This is a genomic window from Gottfriedia sp. ABJ_BB2_2 (assembly GCF_055484705.1).
Genome location: NZ_JBVFKR010000004.1, coordinates 136,259 through 161,784, shown reverse-complemented (window position 1 = coordinate 161,784; position 25,526 = coordinate 136,259). Strand labels below are relative to the sequence as shown.

The window sequence follows — 25,526 nt, the reverse complement described above, 5'->3', positions numbered from 1 at the left end:
AACACTTTGTGAATTATAGTTATTTGCTCCACTCCTCACTCATATAAATAAATACAGTAAAAAATATCAAAGGAGGTTTGTACTTTGATTTATGACATCATCATTTTCTTCATATTTACGATTATACTTTTAGGTGGGATTGGCGCATTTTTCATGCTATTAAAAAATTCATTAAATGTAGACGATGAAAATCTCATCGATGCGAAACCTCCCTCAAGTGAAAAAGAGGATCATACTAATTGAAAAAATTGTAAAATCATTCATATATTTGGATGGTTTTATTTTTTTTATGTACAAGATTTTCTATAAATCGTTAATTTTACTAATTGTTCACTTAGTTATCAAATATTACCATGACTATTTCTGCTTATTATCATATATGATGGGTGTACATGATTATCGTAGACACCATGAACTCTTGAATTATTAAAGGAGGAATTTTAAATGGATACGTCCATCACAAAAACGACTGTAGATGTATTAAACAAACAATTAGCTGACTGGAATGTGTTATATGTAAAATTACATAACTATCACTGGTATGTTAAAGGAGGAGACTTCTTCACTTTACATGCTAAATTCGAAGAACTATACAACGAAGCGAGTATACATATTGATGAACTAGCAGAGCGTGTATTAATAATTGGTGGGAAACCACTTGCTACAATGAGAGAGTATTTAGATACTTCCGGGATTAACGAAGCCAACAAATTAGTGAAAGCAGAAGAAATGGTTCAAGATCTAATTCATGACTACCAATACTTAATTGAAGAATTAAAGGATGGAATGGATATTACAGATTACGAAAAAGATTCTGTTACACATGATATGCTATTAGCAATTCGTGAACAACTTTCAAAACATGTTTGGATGTTAAAAGCATTCCTAGGTTAATAAAAAACAGTGTATAACATCATTGAATGACTTATCATTCTTTGTTGTTTACACTGTTTTTTGTCTTTAATTGGTATTTTTATAAATTAAACAAATGTTTGTTTAATTTTGCTCTCTATCAATATCAGCTGTTTCCTTACAACCGGTTTTGATTTTTTTTAAAATAAAACCATTTATTCGATCGAATGAAAACAAAATGGCAATTCGTTTCGATTTATTAATAGATTGTAAAGCATATTGTTCTAGCTTATGCGTAAATCGTTACACACTAGTTCCTATTACCTATTCGAACTAGGTGAAAGTAACTAGGAATTTACACCTACCCATCCCATATATCCTATTATATTTTCTACAAAATTACATCAATAATCGACACATTTCTTCTTAATTTTCTACCAACAATTTATATCTATATTTCTGATTACAACCAATTTTTTCTAACCGAGTGAAGCTTTGTTACTTCCTCTTTTTCCAGTATTCATCACTTATTCTCAATGATTTTAAATTTCACCCTCATCTTTACGACCCAGTTTTTATCAAAGTCGAAATACATAAAATTATAAAAACGAGACTAAAGACCCAGAGTTTGTATCAATTGTTTTAATATTGAAACAATTGCATAATATATATTATACTTATGAAAATTCTAAATAAACTAACAATTTCCTTACAATTACGCGAAAGGAGACAAAAAATGTCAAAACCTCTTTTGAAAATTGACCATTTAACTACATCATTTCGTATTAATAATCAGTATTATCCAGCTGTAGATGATGTTTCGTTAACTGTTCATGAAAATGAAATATTAGCAATTGTTGGTGAATCTGGCTGTGGTAAAAGTGCTTTAGCTCTTTCTATTTTAGGCCTTCATCAAAATAAACGAACAAAGATGGAAGGTTCCATCAATTATAAGGGAAACAACTTATTATCATTATCTGATAGTAATATGAATAAAATTCGAGGTAAGGAAATCGGAATGATTTTTCAAGAGCCTCTTACTGCACTTAATCCATTAATGACTGTTGGAAAACAAATTGAAGAAAATTTGGATTACCATACAAACCTATCATCCTCACAAAAAAAAGAACGTGCATTACAATTGCTAGCCCAAGTCGGAATTCCAAAGCCAACAATTACATATAAGCAATATCCGCATGAACTATCTGGTGGTATGAGACAGAGGGTTATGATTTCTATTGCCATTGCCTGCAATCCATCGTTTATTATTGCGGACGAGCCTACGACTGCATTGGACGTAACAATCCAAGCACAAATATTGGATTTATTGAAAGAAATTCAAAAAGAAACAAAGCTCGGCATTATCTTGATTACACACGATTTAAGCGTTGTTGCTGAGGTTGCTGATCGAGTAGCTGTTATGTATGCAGGTCAGATTATTGAAACGGGAACAGTTGAAGAAATTTTCAATCAACCTCTACATCCTTATACTCGCTCTCTATTAAACTCGATTCCTACTACTCATTCAAAAAATCAAAGACTTCATATTATCGAGGGTACTGTCCCACCATTAGATAAATTACCAAGAACAGGCTGCCGATTTAGCCACCGCATTCCGTGGATTCAATCTTATGCTCACGAGGAGCAGCCAGGTTTACATGAAATAACACCAAACCATTATGTCCGTTGTTCTTGTTATAAGCATTTCCATTTCAAGAATGAGAAAGGAGCACCGATTGTAAATGTCTCTATTAAAGGTTGAAGATTTAAAAGTACATTTTCCAATACGTGGTGGAGTTTTCCGAACAGTCGTTGATTATGTTAGAGCTGTTGACGGAATTTCATTTGAATTACGCGAAGGTGAAACATATGGTTTAATCGGTGAATCTGGTAGTGGTAAATCAACTGCTGGTAAAGCGATTTTACAGTTAACAAAAGCAACTGGTGGAAGTATTGAATTTGAGCAAAATGATCTAATTTCTTTAAGTAAGAAACAAATGAGAGCATTTCGAAAAGAAATTCAAATGATCTTCCAGGATCCGTATTCTTCTTTAAATCCTAAAAAAAGAATCATAGATTTAGTTGCAGAACCATTAAGAAACTTTGAAAAACTATCTCCAGATGAAGAGAGAGAAAAAGTGCTTTACTATTTACAAAAGGTTGGATTACCACCTGAAGCGCTTTTCAAATATCCACATGAATTCTCTGGTGGACAACGTCAACGAATTGGGATAGCAAGAGCTTTAACTTTACAACCAAAATTGATTGTTGCTGATGAGCCAGTTTCAGCACTTGATGTTTCAGTACAAGCACAAGTATTAAACTTTTTACAGGATCTTCAAGAGGAATTCAAATTAACTTATTTATTTATTGGTCATGACCTTGGTGTTATACGTCATTTATGTGATCGAATTGGTGTTATGTATCGTGGAAGACTTGTTGAAGAAGGAACAACAGAAGATATTTTAACAAACCCTCAACATATCTATACAAGACGTTTAATTGCAGCTATTCCAGATATTCGCCCAGAAGTAAGGTCTGAAAAAATAAAAGCTAGACAGGAAGTTCGACATGAATATGAAAAGAACTCCTCTTCCTACTTTGATGCAAATGGACGTCCTTATGATTTAAAACAAATATCTGATACTCATCGAGTAGCACTTCCATAGAAAGGAGAAAGCTATATGTGGAAATTTTTACTTCGCAGAGTGCTCATTATGATTCCTCAAATGATTATTTTGAGTATATTAATTTTTGCACTCGCTAAAGCGATGCCAGGTGATGCTCTTACTGGTAAACAATTGGATCCAAAAGCATCCCCAGAACGTATTGCTGAAATTCGAAAACAGATGGGACTAGATGATCCCGTACATGTGCAATATGTTAATTGGATAAAAAATGTAGTAAAAGGTGATTTTGGAATCTCTTACACACATAAACTAGCAGTAACGGATGTTATCGGTGAACGAATTGGTAACACTGTACTACTTGCTCTTTGTGTATTTATCCTTACATATATTTTAGCGATTCCACTTGGCATAATCAGTGGTCGTTGGAATGATACCTGGGCCGATAAGCTCGTCACAGGGTATAACTATATTGGTTTCGCAACACCATTATTTATCTTTGGACTTATCATGTTATTTATTTTTGGTTTTTATTTAGATTTATTGCCTACTGGCGGTAGTGTTGATCCGCAAATTGATAATGGAACATTTGCTTATTATATGAGTAAATTGCAACATCTTATTCTTCCATCAATGGCCGGTGCCCTAATTTCTACTGTTGGAATTTCACAGTATTTACGTAGTGAAATTATTGATACGAAGGTAAAGGATTTTGTTAGAACAGCTAAGTCAAAAGGTGTTCCTGAATCTAAAATTTATTCAAGACATATTCTACGAAATTCATTTTTACCGATTGCTGCTTTTTTAGGTTACGAGATTACTGGTTTAATAGCTGGATCAATCTTTTTAGAGTCCATTTTTGGTTACCCAGGAATTGGACAGCTATTCATTAAATCCGTAATGCTTCGCGATTTTACAGTTGTAAATGCTCTTGTACTTATGACAAGCCTAGCAACATTATTTGGAACACTGATTTCTGACATCATATTAAGCATAGTTGATCCACGTATTCGGATTGATTAAGGTAGGTGAAAATAATGGAATTGAAACTTGAAAATCAAACACAACTGATAGAAAAATCAAAAAGCCCCTCTGGCTTTAGTGTAATCTGGTCAGAGTTCAAACGTGATCGAATGGCATTAGCTTCACTGATTATTTTGAGTCTAATCCTGATTACTGTTTACGGCGCATCCCTTATTTTAGATCAAGACCAAATTACAAAGGTTGACTTCCTATCAATCTATCAGCCCCCTTCTTCACTACATTGGCTTGGTACTGATTATGGCGGACGAGATGTATTTGGACAATTGATTATTGGAACGAAAAACTCATTTACAATCGGTTTATTTATTACAATCATTACGAATATTCTAGGTTTATCATTAGGATTAATTGCTGGCTACTTTGGTGGTCTAGTAGATGGTATTGTCATGCGAATCATCGACTTTATCCTATCTCTACCAACATTAATGTTAATCATAGTATTTGTAACTGTAGTACCAAAATTTACGATTCCTAATTTCGTGTTAATTATGAGTATTTTCTTATGGACAGGTAAAGCAAGGCTGATTCGCTCAAAAGTATTGTCTGAAAGTGAATTGGATTACATTGCAGCAGCAAAAGCTCTTGGAACACCTAACTGGAAAATCATATTAACACATCTATTACCTAATGTAAGCTCACTGATTATAGTAGCATTTACTTTGAACCTAGCTGGAAATATCGGGATTGAATCTGGTCTTACCTTCTTAGGATTCGGATTACCTGAAAGCACGCCAAGCTTAGGTACACTCGTTGCATATGCAACAAACCCAGATGTTCTACAGAATAAATGGTGGATTTGGTTACCTGCATCGGGCATGATTTTAGTGCTCATGCTAAGTATAAATTTTATCGGTGAAGCGCTAAAGCGTGCAGCTGATGCAAGGCAAAGAAGAGGTTAAACAACTTTAAGGAGAGTGAAAGTATGAAGAATGTAAAAAGCTTTTCAAAAGTATTAAGTGCAATGGCTGTTTCTATGTTAATCCTTTCAGCTTGTAAAGGTGGAGACGATAAGCCAACATCAGCTAAACCTACAGAAAAAGTAGAAACATCTGCATTTCCTGTAAAAGTAAAAAATGATAAGGAAGCAATTGCTGGTGGCGTGTTAAAATATGGTCTTATTTCTGATACACCATTCGAAGGTATTTTAAATACTGTATTTTATGAAGGTCAACCAGACTCTGAAGTATTACAGTTCTTTGATGAAGCACTACTTTCAACAGATGAGAACTATGTATACGATCAAGATGGTGCTGCTACATACGAATTAAGTGAAGATAAAAAAGTAATCACTTTAAAAATTAAAGATAATGTAAAATGGCATGATGGTAACCCAGTAACAGCAGAAGATTTAGAATATGCTTACCTAGTAATTGGTAGCCCTAAATACACTGGTGTACGCTACGATACACAAATGTCAATGATTGAAGGTATGGAAGAATATCATACTGGAAAAGCAAAAAACATTTCTGGTGTTAAAGTAATCGATCCACAAACGATCTCAATTACTTTTAAAGAAGCAAATCCATCAGTACTAACTGGTCTTTGGACTTACCCACTTCCTAAAAAATATTTAGGTGATGTGGCAATTGATAAATTAGTAGAATCTAAACAAATCCGTAAAGAACCAATCGGTTTTGGTCCTTTCAAAATTAAGAAAATTACACCAGGTGAAGCTGTTGAGTTTGAAGCATTTAAAGACTACTGGAATGGTGCACCAAAATTAGATGGCGTACTTTTAAAAGTAGTTAACCCTACAATTGCTACAGCGTCATTAGAAAATGGTGATATCGATATTGCTTCAGTTTCTGCTGATCAATATGATAAAGCAAAATCATTAAAAAATATTCAGTTACTTGGTAGAACTGAGTTATCTTACTCTTATATTGGATTTAAATTAGGTCATTATGACGCGAAAAATGGAGTAAACGTAATGGATAATCCAAAATTCGCTGATAAACGTTTACGTCAAGCAATGGCTTATGCACTTGATAACAAATCTGTAGGTGAAAAGCTTTATAAAGGGCTAAGATTCCCTGCAACATCTGTTATTCCACCTTCATTCCCGAAATACTTTGATAAAAACCTTAAAGGTTATGAATATGATCCTAAGAAAGCAAAATCATTACTTGATGAAGCTGGCTACAAAGATGTAACTGGTGACGGTTTACGTGAAGATCCAAATGGTAAAGAGTTCAAAATCAACTTTGCATCTATGAGTGGTGGCGATATCGCAGAACCATTAGCACAATTCTACTTACAAGCTTGGAAAGATGTTGGTTTAGATGTTCAATTATTAGATGGACGTTTACATGAATTCAACTCATTCTATGAAATGGTTGAAAAAGACGATCCAAAAATCGAAGTATTCGCAGCAGCTTGGGGAACTGGTTCTGACCCAGATCCATCTGGAATTTGGTCTAAAAATGCACCATTTAACTATGTTCGTTGGGTAAACGATGAAAATGATCAACTATTAAAAGATGGTATCTCTCCTGATTCATTTGATGAAAACCACCGTCAAGAGGTTTATAACAAATGGCAAGAGCTTGTAAGTGAAGAAGTACCGTTAATCCCTACTCTATTCCGCTTCGGATTAGACGGAGTAAACAATCGAGTGAAAGGTTATGATATCACTCCAGGTCAAGGGTTCCAAGGGCATTTACAAGAAATCACTGTAACAAGTGAAGAATCAGAAAAAAATAAATAAACATGAAAAAAGGAAGAGTCGCTTTGAGCTACTCTTCCTTTTTTTAGAATTCAGACTGATTGAAAACGCTTGTCTTTCGAGGCGCAAAGCCGGATGAGGAGCGGAGTTACCTTTGACGGTAATGAGCACCGCAAGCAGGCGAAGCAACGAAGAAAGCGAGCGTTTGTCAACAGTCTGAAAATTAACTAATCTTTTTATTTTCTTCCAATTCAAACTTCCCAATTTTGTTCTTCGCTGATAAATGATAATAGATTAAACAAAGAATCATAAATGGTATACCACAGTATAAAGCGATACGTTGTTCAGGAATAAACGCCAAGCTGATCATAACAGCGACATTCAGTACTAAAGCAACAATTGGAACGATTGGATAAAGTGGAGTTTTATATTTTAAATCCTCTACTCTTCCACCTTCTTGAATATATTTTTTTCTACCTAAAAGATTTGATAATGCAATGCTAGCCCAGATGAAAACTGCTCCGAATCCAGCAATCGATAATAACCATAAGTAAACTGTATCCTCTGCAAAAATACCACATAATAGAGATAAACATCCAAATAACATACTGAAAATTAATGCGTTTAAAGGTACACCTTTTTTATTTAATTTCCCAAGTGCCGGACTAACCATCCCTTTTTGAGCCATAGAATACATCATTCGTGAAGTTGCATATAATCCAGAGTTTGCCACAGATAATACCGCTGTGATAATAACAAAGTTCATAATATCTGCAGCGTATGGGATACCAATATTATCAAATACAACAACAAACGGGCTGTCTACTAATCCAGCTTTTTCCCATGGGAATAAACCTGCTAAAACGAACATTGATAAAATATAGAATACTAGAATTCTCCAAACAGTATTGTTGATAGCCTTAGGTACTGCTTTTGCTGGGTCTTCACTTTCACCAGCTGCGATCCCTACAAGCTCACTACCTTGGAACGAGAAGTTAACTGCAACCATCGTAACAATAATCGCTAAGATGCCATTAGGGAATAAACCACCATGGTCAGTAAAGTTTGTAAGCATCGGTGCCTTTGTACCTTCTACAGATACAATTCCAAACATTACAGCTGCACCTAAAATAATAAATACAACGATTGTTACTACCTTAATACTAGCAAACCAGAACTCTACTTCAGCAAAACTTTTAGTAGATAATGCATTAACTGCAAATAATAGTACACCAAATACTACACACCAGATCCATGTAGATACATCCGGGAACCATCTCTTCATTAACATACTGACTGTAATTAATTCTAGACCAATAGTTACTGACCAGTTTAACCATGACATCCAACCTACAACATAACCAGTTGATGGCGATACATATTTAGTAGCATATGTTTGATAAGATCCTGCATCAGGTAATCTTACAGCAAGCTCTCCAAGACAAAGCATTGTTAAATACATTACTAGTCCACCTACTAAATAGGCAACGATTGCACCACCTGGCCCTGCTTCACTAATTGTTAAGCCAGATCCCATAAATAAACCTGTTCCAATAATTCCCCCAAGCGCAATCATAAACAAATGTCTACTTTTTAACTCTTTTTTTAACCCCTGTTCTTGTTGAAACATGAAAAATACCTCCCTTGACTGATAAATTGTTTCTATTTATTGAAATATTCTGATAGAAGTGGATATATTTTCCCTCTCATTTTGGATAGAAGCAAGATGACTCTATTCTATGAAGTACTCTATCGAATTTTTTCACATAACAGTTGAAAGCGTATACAATATTATTTTCTCCAAATAATACTACAATTCAAAAAATATATTCTTACATATTTTTAAAATTGTGTCAAATTTTCATAGATTAAGATAATAAGTGCTCCAGATGAAATATTCCCATCTGGAGCATAAGTTAATATTAAACCCAGCCACGGAAACGAGAAGCTTCCGCCATTTTACGAATACCAACCATATAAGCCGCTAATCGCATATTCACTTGACGATTTACTGATGTTTGGTAAACACTATCAAATGAACGAACCATTTTATCGCGTAACTTTTCTGCTACTTCTTCATCTGACCAATAGTAACCTTGGTTATTTTGAACCCACTCGAAATATGAAACAGAAACTCCACCAGCACTTGCTAGAACGTCAGGAACTAATAAAACTCCACGTTCTGTTAATATTTTTGTAGCCTCTAATGTAGTTGGACCATTTGCAGCTTCAACTACAATTGATGCTTGAATATTATGAGCATTATCAATTGTAATTTGGTTTGAAATTGCGGCTGGAACTAAAATATCACAAGGCTTCTCAAGCAATTCTTTATTCGAAATAACATTTGTAAATAAGTTTGTAACCGTTCCAAAGCTATCTCTTCTATCTAATAAATACTCAATATCTAAGCCATTTGGATCATATAATGCGCCAAGTGCATCTGAAATACCAACTACCTTCGCACCAGCTTCAATCATAAATTTCGCTAAAAAGCTTCCCGCATTTCCGAACCCTTGAATAATGACACTAGCACCCTTTAATTCAATACCTTTACGTTTAGCAGCTTCTTCGATACAGATTGTAACACCTTGAGCTGTAGCAGTCTCACGTCCTGCTGAGCCACCTAATACAAGTGGTTTACCAGTAATAAACCCAGGTGAATCAAACTCTTGGATTCGGCTATATTCATCCATCATCCAAGCCATGATTTGAGGATTTGTGTAAACATCTGGTGCAGGAATATCTTTCGTAGGACCAACGATTTGGCTAACTGCACGAACATATCCACGACTTAATCTCTCAAGCTCATATAATGACATTTTTCTTGGATCACATATAATGCCACCTTTTCCACCGCCATAAGGTAAATCAACAATTCCACATTTTAAGCTCATCCACATTGATAAAGCTTTTACTTCATCCTCATTTACCTCTGGATGGAAACGAATTCCACCTTTTGTAGGACCTACAGCATCATTATGTTGTGAACGATAGCCAGTGAAAATTTTCACTGAGCCATCATCCATTCGCACTGGAATTTGAACTGTTAAAAATCGTAAAGGTTCTTTTAATAATTCATAAAGTTCCTTTGAATAACCAAGTTTATGAAGTGCTTCAGAGATTACTTCTTGAGTAGACTCAATTAACTCTCTGCCTTCTTCTTTGATTTTCTTTTGAATTTCTAATTCTTTTTCATTTTCTGGGATAATAGTTGTCATTGTTCTCGCTCCATTTATACAGTGGCTTTATATTGGCTAAATACTTCGTTAATTTGCTGAATTGACCAGTCTAAATCTTCTTTTGAAATAATTAATGGTGGTGCAAAACGAATAACTGTATCATGTGTTTCTTTACATAATAAACCTTGTTTTTTCAATGCTTCACAATAAACACGTGCAGGTACATGAAGTTCAACACCAATAAATAATCCACGTCCTCTTACTTCTTTAATATGAGGATGATCGATTTCTTTTAATTTTTCCATAAAGTAATTTCCAAGCTCATTTGAACGCTCAGCTAATTTTTCTTCTTCTAGAACGTTTAAAGCTGCTACAGAAACTGCACAAGCTAATGGATTTCCACCAAATGTAGAACCGTGAGAACCTGGTTCAAAAACACCTAAGATTGAACGATCTGCAGCCACACATGAAATTGGGAATACGCCGCCTCCAAGTGCTTTACCTAAAATGTACATATCTGGAATTACTTCTTCCCAATCACATGCAAAAGTTTTACCAGTACGGCATAAACCTGTTTGAATTTCATCAGCAATGAATAATACATTTTCTTGTTTACATACATCAGAAACTTCACGTAGGAATCCATCTCTAGGGATGTTAATTCCAGCTTCACCTTGAATCGGTTCGATTAATAGCGCAGCAGTATTTGGTGTAATTGCTGCTTTCAATGCTTCAATATCACCATAAGGAATTAATTTAACTCCTGGTAAGAATGGACCGAAGCCACGTTGGTAATCTTTTTCAGATGATAAAGATACTGCAGCTAAAGTACGACCATGGAAGTTTCCAATACAAGCAATAATTTCAGCTTGGTTTTCTTCAACACCCTTTACATCATAAGCCCATCTTCTAGCAGCCTTTAATGCAGTTTCTACAGCTTCTGCACCAGTATTCATAGGAAGGATCATTTCTTTGTTTGTTACTTTTGCAACCTTTTCATACCACTCACCCATGTTTTCACTATAGAAAGCACGAGAAGTTAATGTAACTTTATCAGCTTGATCTTTTAAAGCTTGGATAATTTTAGGGTGACGATGTCCTTGGTTTACTGAAGAGTAAGCACTTAACATATCTAAATATTTATTACCCTCTGGATCTGTAACCCAAATACCTTCTGCTTTAGAGATAACGACTGGTAGTGGATGGTAGTTATTTGCACCGAATTGATTTGTTTGATCAATTATTTTTTGTGAGTAAGTTGTCATATGAGTTCCTCCATTATTACTTTTTTATTTTCTGTCTTACTTAATTATTTAGCAATTTCCATGCCAAATATGTCTAAAACTTCAAAATTCACAAAATGTACTCATTTAGATGTTTTTTCCTACAAAAAACTGTTAACGTTTTCATAAAGCGCAAATTTTTTTTGCCTTAAAGTGCAAATTACATTAGAATATGCATATAATCTTTGCAGTGCAAAAAACGAAAAACAGTAAATTTTTGCACCATTTTGAAACCCGTTTTTAATCATATCAAAAACGCAGGAGCTTTTCTAAGAGATTGTTATTATTTAATAAGAGCAGTTATTATAACAACACTGCCTGCGAATAAAAAAGAATGCTAATTTTCTATCACCTCCAAGAAAAGAGAGATTTCAATGAAAAATGATAAAGATCCAAATTTAGTCGTCGATGAATTACTTCAATTAATATTAGAAGAAATTGATATCGGAATTCATGTAGTGAACCATGAAGGTAAAACGATTGTTTATAATAGAAAAATGATGGAAATTGAAATGATGAATGAAGAAGATGTACTTCATAAAAATCTATTAGATGTATTCACATTCCAAAATAATCAATCAAGCACTTTACTTGAAGCTCTTCAAAAAGGGAAAATACGTAAAAATATTAAACAATCGTATTTTAATAATAGAGGAAAAGAAGTAACGACAATTAATGATACATATCCCATCATGAAAGATAATCAAATCGTTGGCGCAATTGAAATGGTTAGAGATGTAACCGAATTAAAACAATCAGTTCAAGATGGCATTATGCAAAATCGTAATACACGATATACCTTTGAACAATTAATAGGTGAATCACCTTCATTTAAACTAATCATTGATGATGCGAAAAGATCTGCAAGAACTTCCTCTTCTGTTTTATTAATTGGAGAAACAGGAACTGGTAAAGAATTATTTGCACAAAGTATACACAATGCTAGTCAAAGATCCACAAAGCCGTTTATTTCTCAAAACTGTGCTGCATTACCTGAAACATTAATAGAAAGCATTCTATTCGGCACAAAAAAAGGAGCATTTACAGGTGCGATCGATAAACCTGGATTATTTGAAGAGGCAAATGGCGGAACATTGCTATTGGATGAAATCAATTCACTTAGTCCTAATTTACAAGCTAAATTACTTAGAGTACTTCAGGATCGAAAGGTCAGAAGAATCGGTGATATGACTGAAAAAGAGCTTGATGTCCGAATTATTGCAACAATAAACGAAGACCCGATAGAAGCAATTGCTAATAACCACTTACGAAAGGATTTATATTATCGTTTAAGTGTAGTATCACTTTTCCTACCTCCTCTAAGAGAACGAAAAGAAGATATTCTTCTATTAGCAAATTTCTTTATCCAAAAATACAATCGACTATTTGGACGTACAGTTGCGAAGCTAGATGATCATGTAGCACAATTTTTTTTAAAGCATAACTGGCCTGGTAATATTCGTGAGCTTGAGCATATGATTGAGGGTGCCATGAATTTAGTTGAAAATGAAAAAACGATAACCTCTTTTCATTTACCTACAAGGTTTTTCAATGATAACAATCTAACTAAGATCCAAGATCCTGTACAAGTAAATACACCAAAAATCGAGAACGAAGATAACCATTTTAATCTAAAAAACACATTATTAGATAAAGAAAAACAACATATCTTGAATGTATTAAGTGAGCAAAATGGAAATATAACAAAAGCTGCAAAAATATTAGGAATCAGCAGACAAAACTTACAATACCGTATACGTAAATTTAATATTTCAAGTGAAAAATAATCTCTTCCATTAATGTCAATCTGACAACCTAAAAATACTATCGCCCAAACCTTCCGCGTCTGTCCTGCATAGTGTAACTATGTAAGCGTTACGCTCAAGAAGAAGGGGGTTAGAATAGATGTACAATGATTATCAATACCGCAGACCTTTTGGAGGAGGATTTGGTCGACCTGGGTTTGGCCGTCCTGGCTTCGGAATCGGACGTCCGTTTTACCCAGGATTCGTTGGTGGCTTAGCAACGGGTGCTTTACTAGGAACTTTAGCAGGAGGTTACGGATATGGTTACGGTTATGGATATCCGTATTCCCCATATTACCCTTATTGTCCTCCAGGATATTATTGTTAGCAGACAAATTAGCAAGGTAACACAAAAAATATAAAAGAGAAGGAAAATATCCTTCTCTTTTTCATTTTATAATTGAATTGTTGAATAGCTCCCAACAATCTCTACAGAAAATCCAAGTGATTCTAATTCTTGTTTTACGCCCGGTAATAATACATCATCATATCCCATTACGACATCAATAATGAAAAAATAATTACCTAATCCTGTTTTCATCGGACGAGACTCAATTTTGGAAAGATCGATTTGTCTCCAAGCAAATGCCGATAATACTTGGTGGAGTGCACCTGCACGGTTTTCCGGCATCATGATTACAAATGTAGCTTTTGTATGGATTTTTTGAAAATAATTCGTTTCAACATTCGATCCTTCTTTTTGTAATACGATAAATCTAGTATGATTATAAGAATTTGAATGAATATCAGAAGCTACAATTTCTAGACCATATTTCTTTGCTGCAAATTCGTTCGCGATGGCTGCGATACACTCCTGGGGGTGCTCGCTAACTAATTTTGCTGCAGCACTTGTAGAAGAAACCGGTTCTAGTTTTGTATACTTATATTGATTATGTAAAAACGTGTGACACTGAGCTAGAGCATGAGAATGAGAATAGATTACCTCAATATCCTTTAATCGATGAACCTGTCCTTTTGACATTAGTAAATGCTGTCTAATCGGTATGATGATTTCACCAACCATTTTTAACGGTTGTTCATGTACAAGATAATCTATCGTAGTTGTGACAGAGCCTTCTACAGAATTCTCTATTGGTACAACAGCTAAATCTACTTCTCCTTCTGCTACACTATCCATGCAGACAGGTATACTCGAATATGCTATATGTTCATCTGATGTAAAAACAGATTGAACAGCAACATGCGTGAAAGTTGCTTCCGGACCTAAATACGCTATCTTCATGCACTACACTCCTTTTAATTTTTAATTATACTAAAAAGATATTTTATTAAAAGTAAAATATTTTATATTTTCAATTAATATACAAAAAAAGCCTACAATTTTTATTTTGTACGGCTCTTAGGATATTATAAACTACTTTTTCTAATCATTAATTTTGTTGATACAACTACCTTTTTTGGAATCTTTCTGTTCATTATTCGTTCAAGTAAAAGATCAATGGCAGTTTCCCCCATAAGTTCTGAATAAACTTTTACGGTACTTAAACTTGGGAAAAGATATTTTGAAAAAGTTAGATCATTCATTCCTATAATATTCACTCGATCTGGAACTGCAATATTCGCTTCGTGAAGCGCTCTTAGACATCCGATTGCCATCGTATCACATCCAACTAAAAATGCCGTTGGTAATTTGTCCCCGTGCTCTTGAATTGCCTTATTCATCAAATTAAATCCTTCTTCAGCTGAAAAATCACCTATGTACACATAATTTTTCTGAAACAAGCTTTTCTCCGCCAAGTAATTTTTAAATACTTTTACACGTGAACACAAGTCCTTGCCTAAAGTATGTTTGATCCGTTCACGCCCACCAATATACCCCACATTTTGGTGTCCATGCGAAATAAAATGGTCTAATACCTTCTTTGTGGCACTTTCGTAATCGGATACGACTGAATCATATATTTCTTCATTAGGTGATGAATCTACAAATACTATTTTTTTGGATATTTTTTTCAAAGTTTTAATTTGTTGTTCATCGAAATAACCTAATGCAACAATCCCCTGAAACTGTTCTTCCGCTAATCCTTTTTCTGTCCCTTGAAAGAACTTTGTAATATGAATTCCTTGTTCTTCACATTTATTTTCAATCCCGAATCGTATAGACATATAATGCAAATCGTCTAATTCTTCTTTCTCTGTATACCAATGAACAAGTGCGATCTTCGCTATATTCTTTTTTACTTTCGGTTTTTTTATATACGATAGCATTTCTGCTGTTTCAAAAACGCGCTGCTTTGTGTCATCGGTTACAGATAATTCAGGATCATAGTTTAACACCCTTGAAACTGTAGCAATAGATACACCTGCTTTTTCTGCAATTTCTTTAATTGTCGTCATTTCTACTCTTCTCCTTGTACACTTCCACTGTCGCATCGTTATGATCAAACATAAGCGAAACATATATAATAGATGAAATAAATAGTTTTTTGTTTTATTTGTTAAACACTTATATTTCAAAGTTGTCATTCGTGAAAATCAAGATAGTGTATAAATGTTTTGCTTCATTTAAAGGTTTAAAGTTTGAAACTGGTTTATTATATTTAGAATTGTACCAGTCTTTCTGAATTTTTTTCAGGTGAAATATGGATATTTTTTTACACATCAAAACTTTGTGTAAATTTTCACATTTTATCATTTGCTTAATCAATCTATTATTTTTTAAAAGGAAGTCATTAGTAAAGGAAAAGTCTTTAAGTGGGGGTTACAAAGATAAATAACATTGTTTTTTCTGAAGTTAGTACGCTAGTTTGAAATAGTCAATCCTGTATTCTTTCTCCGTCAATATAAAGATTTTATGATAACAGCTGTTAATGCTTCAATTGATGTAGAGGATGACAATCCAACTTCATTCGGTATATTGCCACAAATTAATATATCCATGCCATGATTAATTCGATAGCCAGCTTCTTTTAAATAACGAATTGTGCTCTTAAGATAAGTCGTCCAATCATGTCGCTTTTCACCATCAAGCTCTGTTAATGAAAATTCGATAATCCCTAATTCTTCATAATTTAACGATACAAGTCTAATTTTATTCTGTTTCGTTTTTGCGATTAAAACATATGTCCCAAAATTTCGATTTCCGTTGTAATCTTTCTCATCTACTACTTCAAACATTTCTTCATTGTGGCCAGATACAAAAAATATCCGATAATCCGAATCGTAATATCGCTTAAAAACCGAAGCTAACTTATTAACATCCATTTACTAATCACTCCTTTTATGTACAAAAAAATTTTAATAACTTAGTAACTACTTTCTTCTTCAGAAACTAAATTGTTTAAAGAAAACAGTTACCTCCCTAATTTGAATAGGATAATAGAAAATAATCTTAGCATTATCCTAACCCCCAACAAACTATTTTTCAATTTAAAATCCAGTCATTTTTTACCGAATTTAACTGTTTTTTTACTTTGTTTATAGTTCTGTCACATTACGTTCTATTTTCTACTTACCATACCGATTCATTTTTAAGATTAATAGGAGTTAACTTTTTATCCTTCAATACCAATCTGCGGATAGATTAGTAAAAAATGAATGGTTTTAAGTGCCTATTACCAAACAATCTAAACTTCTAAATAATTAGTTGATTTAATTTCTGAGTGTCTAATAAACTGATAGAAAGGCATTACTTTAGGAGGGAAACCTAATGTTTGTATTTGTTTCTAATTTAGATGCATTTAAGATCATTGCTTTTGTCTTTCCAATACTATTTATTTTTGTTTTCGCTGGCATCTTTCTAACTCTTCTAAAAGTATTAAAACAGTGGAATTTTAATAATAAACAACCAAAGGTAACCGTTTCAGCTAAGCTAATAACAAAAACAGCCAAGGTTATTGAACAAAAAAGAAATCAATACATCATGCCAAGTCCTACTTCCTACTCATTAACATTTGAAGTTGAAAGTGGAGAAAGTATTGAGTTAAGTGTCGATGGTTTAACTTATGGTAAATTTATTGAGAATGAAATAGGAATTTTAACATACCAAGGTAACAGATTTATACATTTTGAACGGTAATACAATCTATTATGAGGTGAATCAATGAGAGTATTTGTTAGTGGAGCAACTGGATTTTTAGGAAAGCACACGGTTAAGAGATTAAATGAAATTGGATATGATGTAATCGCCTTTGGAAGGAACGAGCAGGCGGCAAAATTTTTTAATACTATGGACAATGTCGTTTTTGTAAAAGGCGATTTAGAGGATACGGAATTACTAACAAAGTTAATAAATGATGTAGATTATGTGATTCACTGTGCTGCACTTGCAGCTCCATATGGAAAATATGAACGATTTTATAAAACGAATGTTGAGGGGACACAAAATATAGTTAACGCCTCATTAACCTCAAATATTGAAAAATTTATTTATCTTTCTACACCAAGTGTTTACTTTACAAATGAAAGTCGAAAAAATGTAAGAGAAAATGATGATCTACCCCAAAATCATACCAATTATTATGCAAAAACGAAGCATATTGCTGATTTGATAGTAAAAGACGCAGTACTAAAAGGGTTACCTGCCATTTCACTTAGACCTAGACAAGTATTTGGTCCATATGATCATACGATTTTTGGAAGACTAATAGATACGAATAAGAAGCGTGGAATCCCTCTAGTTAATAAAGGGCAGATTTTAATGGATTTTACATATGTTGATAATGTAATTGATGTCATAATCTCATGTTTAAACGCCGATGATTTGTTTATTGGCGAATTTTATAATATTACGAACGATCAACCCATCTACCTAATTGATGCACTTACATTATTATATTCTTATTTAAATGAGGAGCTCCATGCAAAGAATATCTCTCCAAAGATCCTTTCTTTTGTCTCGTCAAGCTCAGAAGTGTTAGCTAACATTACAGGTAAGCCACCCATTTTATCCAAACATGTTGCAAGCTTTTTAAGCTATGATTATACGCTTAATATCGATAAAATAAAGAATGATTTACAATACACACCTAGAATTTCTTTAACCGAAGGAATGTCTCGATATACGAAGTGGTACTTACATGAAAATCAAAAAAACACATAAATAAGTGTATGAGAACAGTAGTTATCAAACTAGTAAAAGACATATAAATTTACATTTTCTATTCTGGCTATTACATTTCAATTAGAGGCTATAAAAATTTAAGGAGATATAAAAATGACTTCTTTATTTTCTGCATTTACGTTAAAAGGGTTAGCATTAAAAAATAGAGTTGTAATGTCACCAATGGTTACAATCCGTGCTGATGAAAAATCTGGTGAAGTAAATAATTGGCACCATGTACATTACCTTTCTCGAATTGTTGGTGGCGTTGGTCTTGTTATGCTGGAGTCTACTGCAATTGCATCAAATGGTATGACTGATCCTCGTGATTTAGGATTATATAATGATATTCAAGAAGAAAAGCTTACTATACTCGTTCAAGAAGCACATGCACTTGATGGGAAAATCGCCATCCAATTAAATCATTCTGGCCGTAAAGCACCTGCTGATGACTACCTTGTTGCACCTTCAGCTATTCCTTTTTATGAAGGTAACACTCCTCCAAAAGAACTTACATATGACGAGATACAAGAAATGATTAAACAGTTTAAAGACTCAACTGAACGTGCCGTTCGCGCAGGATTTGATGCAATTGAGCTTCATGCTGCACATGGTTATTTAGTTGAACAGTTTTTATCTCCATTAAGTAATCAACGTAGTGATGAATATGGTGGTACCTTTGAAAAGAGATTACGGTTTGCAACCGATGTAATTCAAGCTATGAGAAGTGTAATGCCAGAAGATATGCCATTATTTATGAGAGTATCTGCTACTGAATATGATCGTAATGGCTATGGAATAGAGGATATGGTTCAAATGTGTAAAGTGTTCAAAGAGCATGGTGTCGACATAATTGACGTATCTAGTGGTGGGGCAGTACCCTCTTTTCAACAAGAAATATATCCAGGCTATCAATTACCGTTTTCTAAAGAAATAAAACAAAATGCGTTCATTCCTACGATTGCTGTTGGGAAGCTTGAAGAACCTCACCTAGCCGAGAATGCACTCCAAACAAACCAAGCGGACTTAATTGCAATTGCGAGAGGTTTATTACGTAATCCTTACTGGGCGATTGATGCTGCATTGAAACTAGGCGCTACCCCGCCGATCGACAATTCATATATTAGTGCTTATCCAAAATAATATTATTTTAATAGACTAAGATTTCTAAATTAAAAAAGAAGATTACATAATCAATTTGATTATTATGTAATCTTCTTTCTTAGTTTTAAACCCATACTTTAGTTAGGAAAGTATTCCGTTATATGAAGTATTTAACCGAATTAGCAATAAACTACTTTCGTTTTTGCCATTAGGTCATGCAATGTCTTTTTATCTTTTCGGAAAATCATAAATGAATCAACTAAATAAATAACCATCATTCCTTCAGGTATAATCGGTAGATTTATACCACTTACTAAAAGAAAGATTGAACGCATCGTCATCGTTTTAACATCTACATCTTCACCATCATCAGTAACGACTCTTATTCCCAAGAATTTCTTCCCAATAGTTTGCCCATTCCAAAAGTAAGTCGGAATAACAATATCCAATATAATGATTGTTACGATGAGAAAAATTGTATTCAAAAAGAAAGAAAAACTATCAAACATATAGTTATTCAAAAATTCCTCATTCGTTAACCCAAATAGTAATAATCCTATTTTTGACAATGCAATACTGACCATTCCATCAATCCATGATGCAAAAAACCTTCGTTTTCTACTCGATAATTTAAAATCCATATATCGTTAACTCCTCCTTGTTGACCCTACTCATAAAACGATTGAACATAAATGAAAAGATTAATCTATATACATTCTAAAAACGCTGAACTAATTATGCTAGATATGTAACATCAACGGAGAAAACAGCACTTATAATGTAGAATAAAATACATCTGACACGAGCCTTTTTAATATTTAATATATTTATTATAACACTTCTTATTCCACTAAACCGTCTGTAACTACAATAAAAAAAGCCGCAAATGCGACTGTTCATTTATCATTATTAAATTAGAATAAATCTTCAGCTAACATTTCAATCTATAGCAGAACCTCATCTTTTAATGGATGATAGAAGCTCTCAGACTATTAATACCATTCTCTACATAACCTTTTAAACAAGTTAACGTATATACCCAACCTTCTTTTTGTCCAATCATTTTAGCTACAACCTCTGGATCATCTTCTTTCAAACCTGATTCGATGACTTCAATCATTGTACTTGTGTCGACCTCAGTTAACGTAATTGTAACAATCGTCTCTTGACCTTCTTCGCCCCATGAAAACACTATTTTTTTATTATCATTGATCTCCATTACATTTATAGAACCTTCTGCATTGTACTCGTCATATCTCAATGTAATTGTCATGTCTTGTTCCCATCTTTTTGAACTAGACGAAAACCAAAAATTGCCTATTTTTTCAGGGTCTACTATGGCTTCAAATACCTCATTAGTTGGCTTATTAATTTTTAATTTAGTGATTATTTGAGTATTCATTTAAACCATCCTTTATCTATTTATTTTTTCTGGTATACCATGAACAAAAGATAACTCAATTTAAATCTGATTTATTTTTAGATTCCGCTGCATGCTTAATCCATTCTAATCGTCTGTCCCAATCCTTCGCTAGACTTGCCATCCACTCAGCTGTTGCAGATAGTTTTTCTGGAGATACTGAATATTTTACTTCTCTTCCAACGCGATTAGAAGCAACAAGCTCGGCTCCGTTTAGCACCGTTAAATGCTTGACTACTGCCTGACGGGATACAGTTACCCTTTTTGCTAATGTCGTAGCTGTTGCCTGTCCCATTGTAGCAATGAGGTTAAGTATCTGACGGCGTGTTGGATCTGCTAACGCAATCAAAACTTCCTCATAACCATTATGATTTGTAGATTGCATTTTATTTTTCAGCCTGCTTTCGTAATACATCCAGTTGTTGAGCCCATCCTTTAACATTTCCATCAAAGAAGTGTCTTCGTTCCTCTTCTGATACCTCCAGACTATCAAAGCCACTCTCAACTACGCGAAGTAAAGTTCCTCCTTCCTTCGGTGTTAGTATAAATTCAACAAGTGTAGAATTTCCTTCTCTAGGCTCCTCTCCAGGAAAAGAACTTGCCCATCGACAAGCAAGATATTTCGGTGCTTCTATCTGCTCAATTAAAACCGGAAAAGAACCATATTTTGCTGTTTCCGCTACAATACGTGATCCATCAACATGAACTTTGTCAGGACCTGGTTTATCTCCGACCCACCATGCAGGTTGATTAACCAACTCCCATACCGTTTGAACTGACGCCTCAATGAAAATTTCCCTTTCGATACGATCATTATTCATTTATTTTCCTCCTTTTTTACATATGCAACCACATGGTAGCACATAACACTGGAATGTGCAACTGAAAGGTTGCTTTAAATTTCAAAAAAAATTACTCCTTTTTGATTTAATCTTGTAAATGAATAAACTACTACCATTATTACCTTTTCATCAACTTTGTTATTCCAAAAAAAATCAAAGAAATCTATAAAAATATAGTTTTTTTTAAACACAAAATTAGCCATTCATCAGTTCTATAGATTGTATTTCTATTATTTAATTCTTTAACTAAAATAAAAAAAACTGCCGAAGCAGCCAATCTGTAATTACAATTAAGAATTATTTAGCATTTAAATTAAAATACACATCTAATGGTTCGAACGATTCTTTTACCTACATCGAAAATTTAGCTCCAACGCTCAAGTTTTTTCAAGAATTTTTTTGTGTACATTTTATTAAGAAAGAACTTTTCAATTCTGTTCATATCTGAATCCTGAAACCTCTTTAAACTGTATGCATAAAATTCATCGAATGATACATCAGGCTGCACCCATTCACCATTTTGGTAACAATAGTGACAGAATTTTTCAGACGCTGTCCCATCTTTTTCAGTTCCAAAATCATTTGACCCTTTTAGGGGCATACCACAGCTTTGACACAGGGTTGTTTTTGCCATTTTTTAATTCCTCCAATACTCCATTTTGATTTTTTCATTTTAATTTACGAGTTTAAACTACAGTACATCAATCTTTCATGATTTACTTTAAAAAGGACACTAAATGGTGTCTTATCGTAATAAACGTACGATACTTTTTGTTTCATGTCAAGGTTCTCTTGTTAGAATATTTTCAATCATGTACCCCGTGCATTCGAGATAAGAATATACTACGATTTGCATTTAAATTATTGTATATTAATTAAATAAAATTAGACTGCCGAAGCAGTCGATTGATTACTCTTTATTTGAGTTTACTACTGGTTTCCCATCCTTACCTAACAATGGTGTAATTCCTCCAGCATAGCCATCCCAACTAAATAAATATTGAACTCCTGTCTCTCTATCTTCTAAAATTTTATTCCCTGCCAGCTTTCCTTCCTTATAAACCACTTTAAATCTTTTCTCTGATTCTTTTTCAAACATTCTTTACACCTCCTGCATGGTTCTTTGAACAACCTTGTCTGTTTTTATCTTCTATTAATCTCCTCTTATTCCTTCCAAAACTCAAACATCCAAATAAAAAAAAGTCGCACGAGCGACTTTTGCGTGTGTAGAACTAACGCATGCGCTAGTCTTATAATGCTTTATTTTTTTATGTAATGAAGCATAGCAAGTTGACCTAATTTTTCTACTTTTGTTAAAGTGTAATTTTGAGTAATATCATTTCCTGTATAAAGAGAGATTCCTTTTCCTAATACAATCGGTGCAATGGCAAGCTGGAATTCATCAATTAAATTTTCTTTAAAAAATTCACGCGCTAAATGTCCTCCACCTATTAACCATATATCTTTGCCAGGTTTTTGTTTTAAATTGTTAACGAAAGTTTTGACATCTTCATCAACAAATAATGCATACTCATCTGATCCATTTACAGAATTAGAAAAAACATAATTTTTATAATTACTATAAGGATAATCTATATCAAATCCACGTACGACATCATAAGTTCCTTTTCCCATCACAACTGTATCAATTCTTTCAAGCAGTGAATTATATCCAGAATCTCCTTCTACTTCAGTTGTTTCTAACCATTCTAATGTGCCATCATCATTTGCAATATATCCATCAATAGAAGTACCAATGTATAAAATAATATTACGTTGTTTACTCATTCAAATGTCCCCTACCTTCTATGACTTAATTAGTATATTAATTCTCTGCTTTAAAAACTGCTCGTATTCGCTATATAATGATTATTTTACTTGAGATAATTTGTTAATCGCTTCTTGTTCTGATGAAACAAAGAATACATGATTTCCTTCATTACACTCATAAATGAAATCCTTCAATGGTTTACTAGTATAACCTGAAAAATCGCCGATAATTGCAAACTTAATATTATAGTTAACGAACTTTTGAAGAATTGTACCTGCAAGTTTTGTACTAAGATTGAAAAAATCTTCTGAGATTGCTTCCTTATTTAAGATGATTCGATTACTTCCTTTTTCAAAACTAATTGTCATCATTATATCCAACGCACTTTGTTCATCTTTTAGTAATATTGTATCTGCATGAGCTACTGCAATAATGTGTCCGTTAGCATCTATCGTTTTTAAATTCATCTACATTTCTCCATTCTATTAAAATTGTTTTTATTACGATTATAAAACAGATAAAACAGAGATAGATTATTAAATCGTGAAGTGAAAGAAAAGTTGTATAGGTCACGTGTAATTGTTTCTATATTTAGGTACCTATTGAAACAGGTAATTCTTTTTTCCATTCCGAACCTTTTGGATACTTAACATAAAACTTATGAATGCTCCAATACTACATACGTATGGAACGAAAGAATAGCCCCAATTCGAAATGACATAGCCACCAATCATTGACCCAATGGTGATACCGATATAAAGAGCTGTATTATTCCATGCCATAACAATGCCACGTTGTTTTGGATATTCCACTGCTAATCTTGCTTGGTAAGATGTAAATCCGGCATAACCAACCAAAGCCCATAAAAAAAGAAGAAAATAAATCCAAGCCCCAAATGAGAAGAAAATGCCTATACATACTAGAATTATAGTTAAGAAACATAATGTAACACACGAAATTTGTCTTTCTCCAAATCTATCTGTTAATCGCCCACTTGAAAGGCTTCCTAAAACAGCTCCCATGCCATAGAAAGTAACTGATAATGTAATTTCTGACGATGAAAATCTATTTTCTGAGTACAAAGCTGCACCTAAGTAAACATAAAGTGCATACATTGTAATTGCCCAAGTGGTAGTAACACTTACTGAACCAAGTATTCTTAGCAGATTCCCGTCAAATAAATTTCTTGAGAGTTCTTTTTTAGGGTTCGATTTCCATACTTTGAAGTTCACGATCGACAATATAGCTCCCATGATTGCCATTACAATAAATACTGGACGCCAACCAAGAACATTCTCTAAGATCGTGCCAATTGGTGCTCCTGCCCATAGAGCCGTTAAATGTCCCGATACAACAATTGAGAGCCAAGTACCTCTTCGATTTGCTGGTGCAATATCTCCAATGATTGCATAAATCAAAGGAGTAATTGAAGCCACCGACAAGCCAGCTAGAATACGGCTAAAAATTAGCCATAAAAATGTAGGAGCAATAGCTGTAAGTAAGTTCGAAATTGCAAATAACAATAAACCAATTGTAATGAATGCTCTTCTTCCCTTTTGATCGGACAACCATCCGAACAAAGGAGCAGACAATGCATAAGTAATCGCAAAAGTCGTTACCATCCATCCCGTAGTCGTCGGACTTATATTGTATGCTTTAGAAATAAACGGTAATAACGGAGAGACCACAAATAAGTCGGTACCCATTAGAAATAGTGTGATCCAAGCAACACTTAATTTTATCTTCCCAGCAATCATAATCACCCCAATGAATTATTTATATATGTATATTCACATAGGGGCATAAAAAGCTTTCATGTATTTTTTAAAACTCAGGTAACTACTTTTCGCTGCAATTTAAAAAGAGCAC

General features: G+C 33.6%; 27 protein-coding genes. 12 read left to right on the top strand and 15 right to left on the bottom strand.

Features of this window, described 5'->3' with window-relative positions; genetic code table 11:
- Positions 1-84: 84 nt before the first annotated feature.
- From ACX6U0_RS11655 to opp4A, 7 genes are all read left to right on the top strand, one after another.
- A complete protein-coding gene (locus tag ACX6U0_RS11655; RefSeq protein WP_464960100.1) occupies positions 85-243 on the top strand; it encodes a hypothetical protein in 159 nt (52 codons plus the stop codon).
- A 201-nt stretch (positions 244-444) separates the two neighbouring features.
- Positions 445-894, top strand: a complete 450-nt coding sequence (locus tag ACX6U0_RS11650; RefSeq protein WP_464960099.1) for a Dps family protein — start codon at positions 445-447, stop codon at positions 892-894.
- 694 nt (positions 895-1,588) lie between these two features.
- On the top strand, positions 1,589-2,614 hold the full coding sequence (locus ACX6U0_RS11645) for an ABC transporter ATP-binding protein (protein ID WP_464960098.1): 1,026 nt from the start codon (positions 1,589-1,591) through the stop codon (positions 2,612-2,614).
- Positions 2,595-3,521 (top strand): ABC transporter ATP-binding protein, encoded by a 927-nt coding sequence (locus tag ACX6U0_RS11640; protein ID WP_464960097.1) that lies wholly within the window; start codon positions 2,595-2,597, stop codon positions 3,519-3,521. The genes ACX6U0_RS11645 and ACX6U0_RS11640 overlap by 20 nt, the downstream gene beginning before the upstream one ends.
- Positions 3,522-3,536: 15 nt before the next feature.
- Positions 3,537-4,502, top strand: a complete 966-nt coding sequence (gene opp4B, locus ACX6U0_RS11635; RefSeq protein WP_464960096.1) for an oligopeptide ABC transporter permease — start codon at positions 3,537-3,539, stop codon at positions 4,500-4,502.
- A 14-nt stretch (positions 4,503-4,516) separates the two neighbouring features.
- The gene (locus tag ACX6U0_RS11630; RefSeq protein ID WP_464960095.1) at positions 4,517-5,422 is read left to right on the top strand and encodes an ABC transporter permease; all 906 of its coding nucleotides are present in this window, start codon (positions 4,517-4,519) and stop codon (positions 5,420-5,422) included.
- 23 nt (positions 5,423-5,445) lie between these two features.
- On the top strand, positions 5,446-7,230 hold the full coding sequence (gene opp4A / locus ACX6U0_RS11625; RefSeq protein ID WP_464960094.1) for an oligopeptide ABC transporter substrate-binding protein: 1,785 nt from the start codon (positions 5,446-5,448) through the stop codon (positions 7,228-7,230).
- 181 nt (positions 7,231-7,411) lie between these two features.
- Here the strand turns inward: opp4A and ACX6U0_RS11620 are convergent, their stop codons facing one another.
- From ACX6U0_RS11620 to ACX6U0_RS11610, 3 genes are all read right to left on the bottom strand, one after another.
- Positions 7,412-8,818, bottom strand: coding sequence for an amino acid permease (locus ACX6U0_RS11620; protein WP_464960093.1), 1,407 nt, complete (start codon positions 8,816-8,818; stop codon positions 7,412-7,414).
- 292 nt (positions 8,819-9,110) lie between these two features.
- Complete coding sequence (locus ACX6U0_RS11615; protein WP_464960277.1) at positions 9,111-10,400, bottom strand: Glu/Leu/Phe/Val family dehydrogenase; 1,290 nt, start codon at positions 10,398-10,400, stop codon at positions 9,111-9,113.
- Between the two features lie 23 nt (positions 10,401-10,423).
- Positions 10,424-11,635, bottom strand: coding sequence for an ornithine--oxo-acid transaminase (locus tag ACX6U0_RS11610; protein WP_464960092.1), 1,212 nt, complete (start codon positions 11,633-11,635; stop codon positions 10,424-10,426).
- Positions 11,636-12,027: 392 nt separating this feature from the next.
- Between ACX6U0_RS11610 and ACX6U0_RS11605 the strand changes: the two genes are divergently transcribed.
- Together ACX6U0_RS11605 and ACX6U0_RS11600 are read left to right on the top strand one after the other, a co-directional pair.
- Positions 12,028-13,440 (top strand): sigma-54 interaction domain-containing protein, encoded by a 1,413-nt coding sequence (locus tag ACX6U0_RS11605; RefSeq protein WP_464960091.1) that lies wholly within the window; start codon positions 12,028-12,030, stop codon positions 13,438-13,440.
- Between the two features lie 118 nt (positions 13,441-13,558).
- Positions 13,559-13,786, top strand: a complete 228-nt coding sequence (locus ACX6U0_RS11600; protein WP_464960090.1) for a spore coat protein — start codon at positions 13,559-13,561, stop codon at positions 13,784-13,786.
- A 66-nt stretch (positions 13,787-13,852) separates the two neighbouring features.
- Here ACX6U0_RS11600 and pheA read toward each other — a convergent pair whose 3' ends face one another.
- The 3 genes from pheA to ACX6U0_RS11585 form a co-directional block, all read right to left on the bottom strand.
- Positions 13,853-14,701: a prephenate dehydratase gene (gene pheA, locus ACX6U0_RS11595; protein WP_464960089.1), complete on the bottom strand. Its 849-nt coding sequence runs from the start codon at positions 14,699-14,701 to the stop codon at positions 13,853-13,855.
- 125 nt (positions 14,702-14,826) lie between these two features.
- Complete coding sequence (locus ACX6U0_RS11590; RefSeq protein WP_464960088.1) at positions 14,827-15,816, bottom strand: LacI family DNA-binding transcriptional regulator; 990 nt, start codon at positions 15,814-15,816, stop codon at positions 14,827-14,829.
- A 441-nt stretch (positions 15,817-16,257) separates the two neighbouring features.
- Positions 16,258-16,683, bottom strand: a complete 426-nt coding sequence (locus ACX6U0_RS11585; RefSeq protein ID WP_464960087.1) for a GHMP family kinase ATP-binding protein — start codon at positions 16,681-16,683, stop codon at positions 16,258-16,260.
- Positions 16,684-17,128: 445 nt separating this feature from the next.
- Between ACX6U0_RS11585 and ACX6U0_RS11580 the strand changes: the two genes are divergently transcribed.
- The 3 genes from ACX6U0_RS11580 (at position 17,129) to ACX6U0_RS11570 (ending at position 19,663) form a co-directional block, all read left to right on the top strand.
- On the top strand, positions 17,129-17,497 hold the full coding sequence (locus tag ACX6U0_RS11580) for a DUF2500 domain-containing protein (protein WP_464960086.1): 369 nt from the start codon (positions 17,129-17,131) through the stop codon (positions 17,495-17,497).
- Between the two features lie 24 nt (positions 17,498-17,521).
- A complete protein-coding gene (locus ACX6U0_RS11575; protein WP_464960085.1) occupies positions 17,522-18,520 on the top strand; it encodes an NAD-dependent epimerase/dehydratase family protein in 999 nt (332 codons plus the stop codon).
- A 114-nt stretch (positions 18,521-18,634) separates the two neighbouring features.
- Positions 18,635-19,663, top strand: coding sequence for an NADH:flavin oxidoreductase/NADH oxidase (locus ACX6U0_RS11570; protein ID WP_464960084.1), 1,029 nt, complete (start codon positions 18,635-18,637; stop codon positions 19,661-19,663).
- A gap of 140 nt (positions 19,664-19,803) precedes the next feature.
- Here ACX6U0_RS11570 and ACX6U0_RS11565 read toward each other — a convergent pair whose 3' ends face one another.
- The 9 genes from ACX6U0_RS11565 to ACX6U0_RS11525 all read right to left on the bottom strand — a co-directional run bounded on the left by ACX6U0_RS11565 (position 19,804) and on the right by ACX6U0_RS11525 (position 25,414).
- The gene (locus ACX6U0_RS11565) at positions 19,804-20,265 is read right to left on the bottom strand and encodes an RDD family protein (protein WP_464960083.1); all 462 of its coding nucleotides are present in this window, start codon (positions 20,263-20,265) and stop codon (positions 19,804-19,806) included.
- 323 nt (positions 20,266-20,588) lie between these two features.
- Positions 20,589-21,026, bottom strand: coding sequence for an SRPBCC family protein (locus tag ACX6U0_RS11560; protein WP_464960082.1), 438 nt, complete (start codon positions 21,024-21,026; stop codon positions 20,589-20,591).
- A 55-nt stretch (positions 21,027-21,081) separates the two neighbouring features.
- Positions 21,082-21,429: an ArsR/SmtB family transcription factor gene (locus ACX6U0_RS11555; protein ID WP_464960081.1), complete on the bottom strand. Its 348-nt coding sequence runs from the start codon at positions 21,427-21,429 to the stop codon at positions 21,082-21,084.
- Between the two features lies 1 nt (position 21,430).
- Positions 21,431-21,865, bottom strand: coding sequence for an SRPBCC domain-containing protein (locus ACX6U0_RS11550; protein ID WP_464960080.1), 435 nt, complete (start codon positions 21,863-21,865; stop codon positions 21,431-21,433).
- A gap of 385 nt (positions 21,866-22,250) precedes the next feature.
- Positions 22,251-22,520: a zinc ribbon domain-containing protein gene (locus ACX6U0_RS11545; RefSeq protein ID WP_464960079.1), complete on the bottom strand. Its 270-nt coding sequence runs from the start codon at positions 22,518-22,520 to the stop codon at positions 22,251-22,253.
- Between the two features lie 276 nt (positions 22,521-22,796).
- Positions 22,797-22,985 (bottom strand): DUF6440 family protein, encoded by a 189-nt coding sequence (locus tag ACX6U0_RS11540; protein ID WP_464960078.1) that lies wholly within the window; start codon positions 22,983-22,985, stop codon positions 22,797-22,799.
- 161 nt (positions 22,986-23,146) lie between these two features.
- Entirely contained in the window at positions 23,147-23,674 is a 528-nt protein-coding gene (locus ACX6U0_RS11535; protein WP_464960077.1) for a dihydrofolate reductase family protein, read from the bottom strand.
- Between the two features lie 81 nt (positions 23,675-23,755).
- Positions 23,756-24,124 carry a DUF4180 domain-containing protein gene (locus ACX6U0_RS11530; RefSeq protein WP_464960076.1) on the bottom strand — a complete coding sequence of 123 codons (369 nt, stop codon included), beginning with the start codon at positions 24,122-24,124 and terminating at the stop codon, positions 23,756-23,758.
- Between the two features lie 132 nt (positions 24,125-24,256).
- Positions 24,257-25,414 carry an MFS transporter gene (locus ACX6U0_RS11525; RefSeq protein WP_464960075.1) on the bottom strand — a complete coding sequence of 386 codons (1,158 nt, stop codon included), beginning with the start codon at positions 25,412-25,414 and terminating at the stop codon, positions 24,257-24,259.
- Positions 25,415-25,526 lie beyond the last annotated feature (112 nt).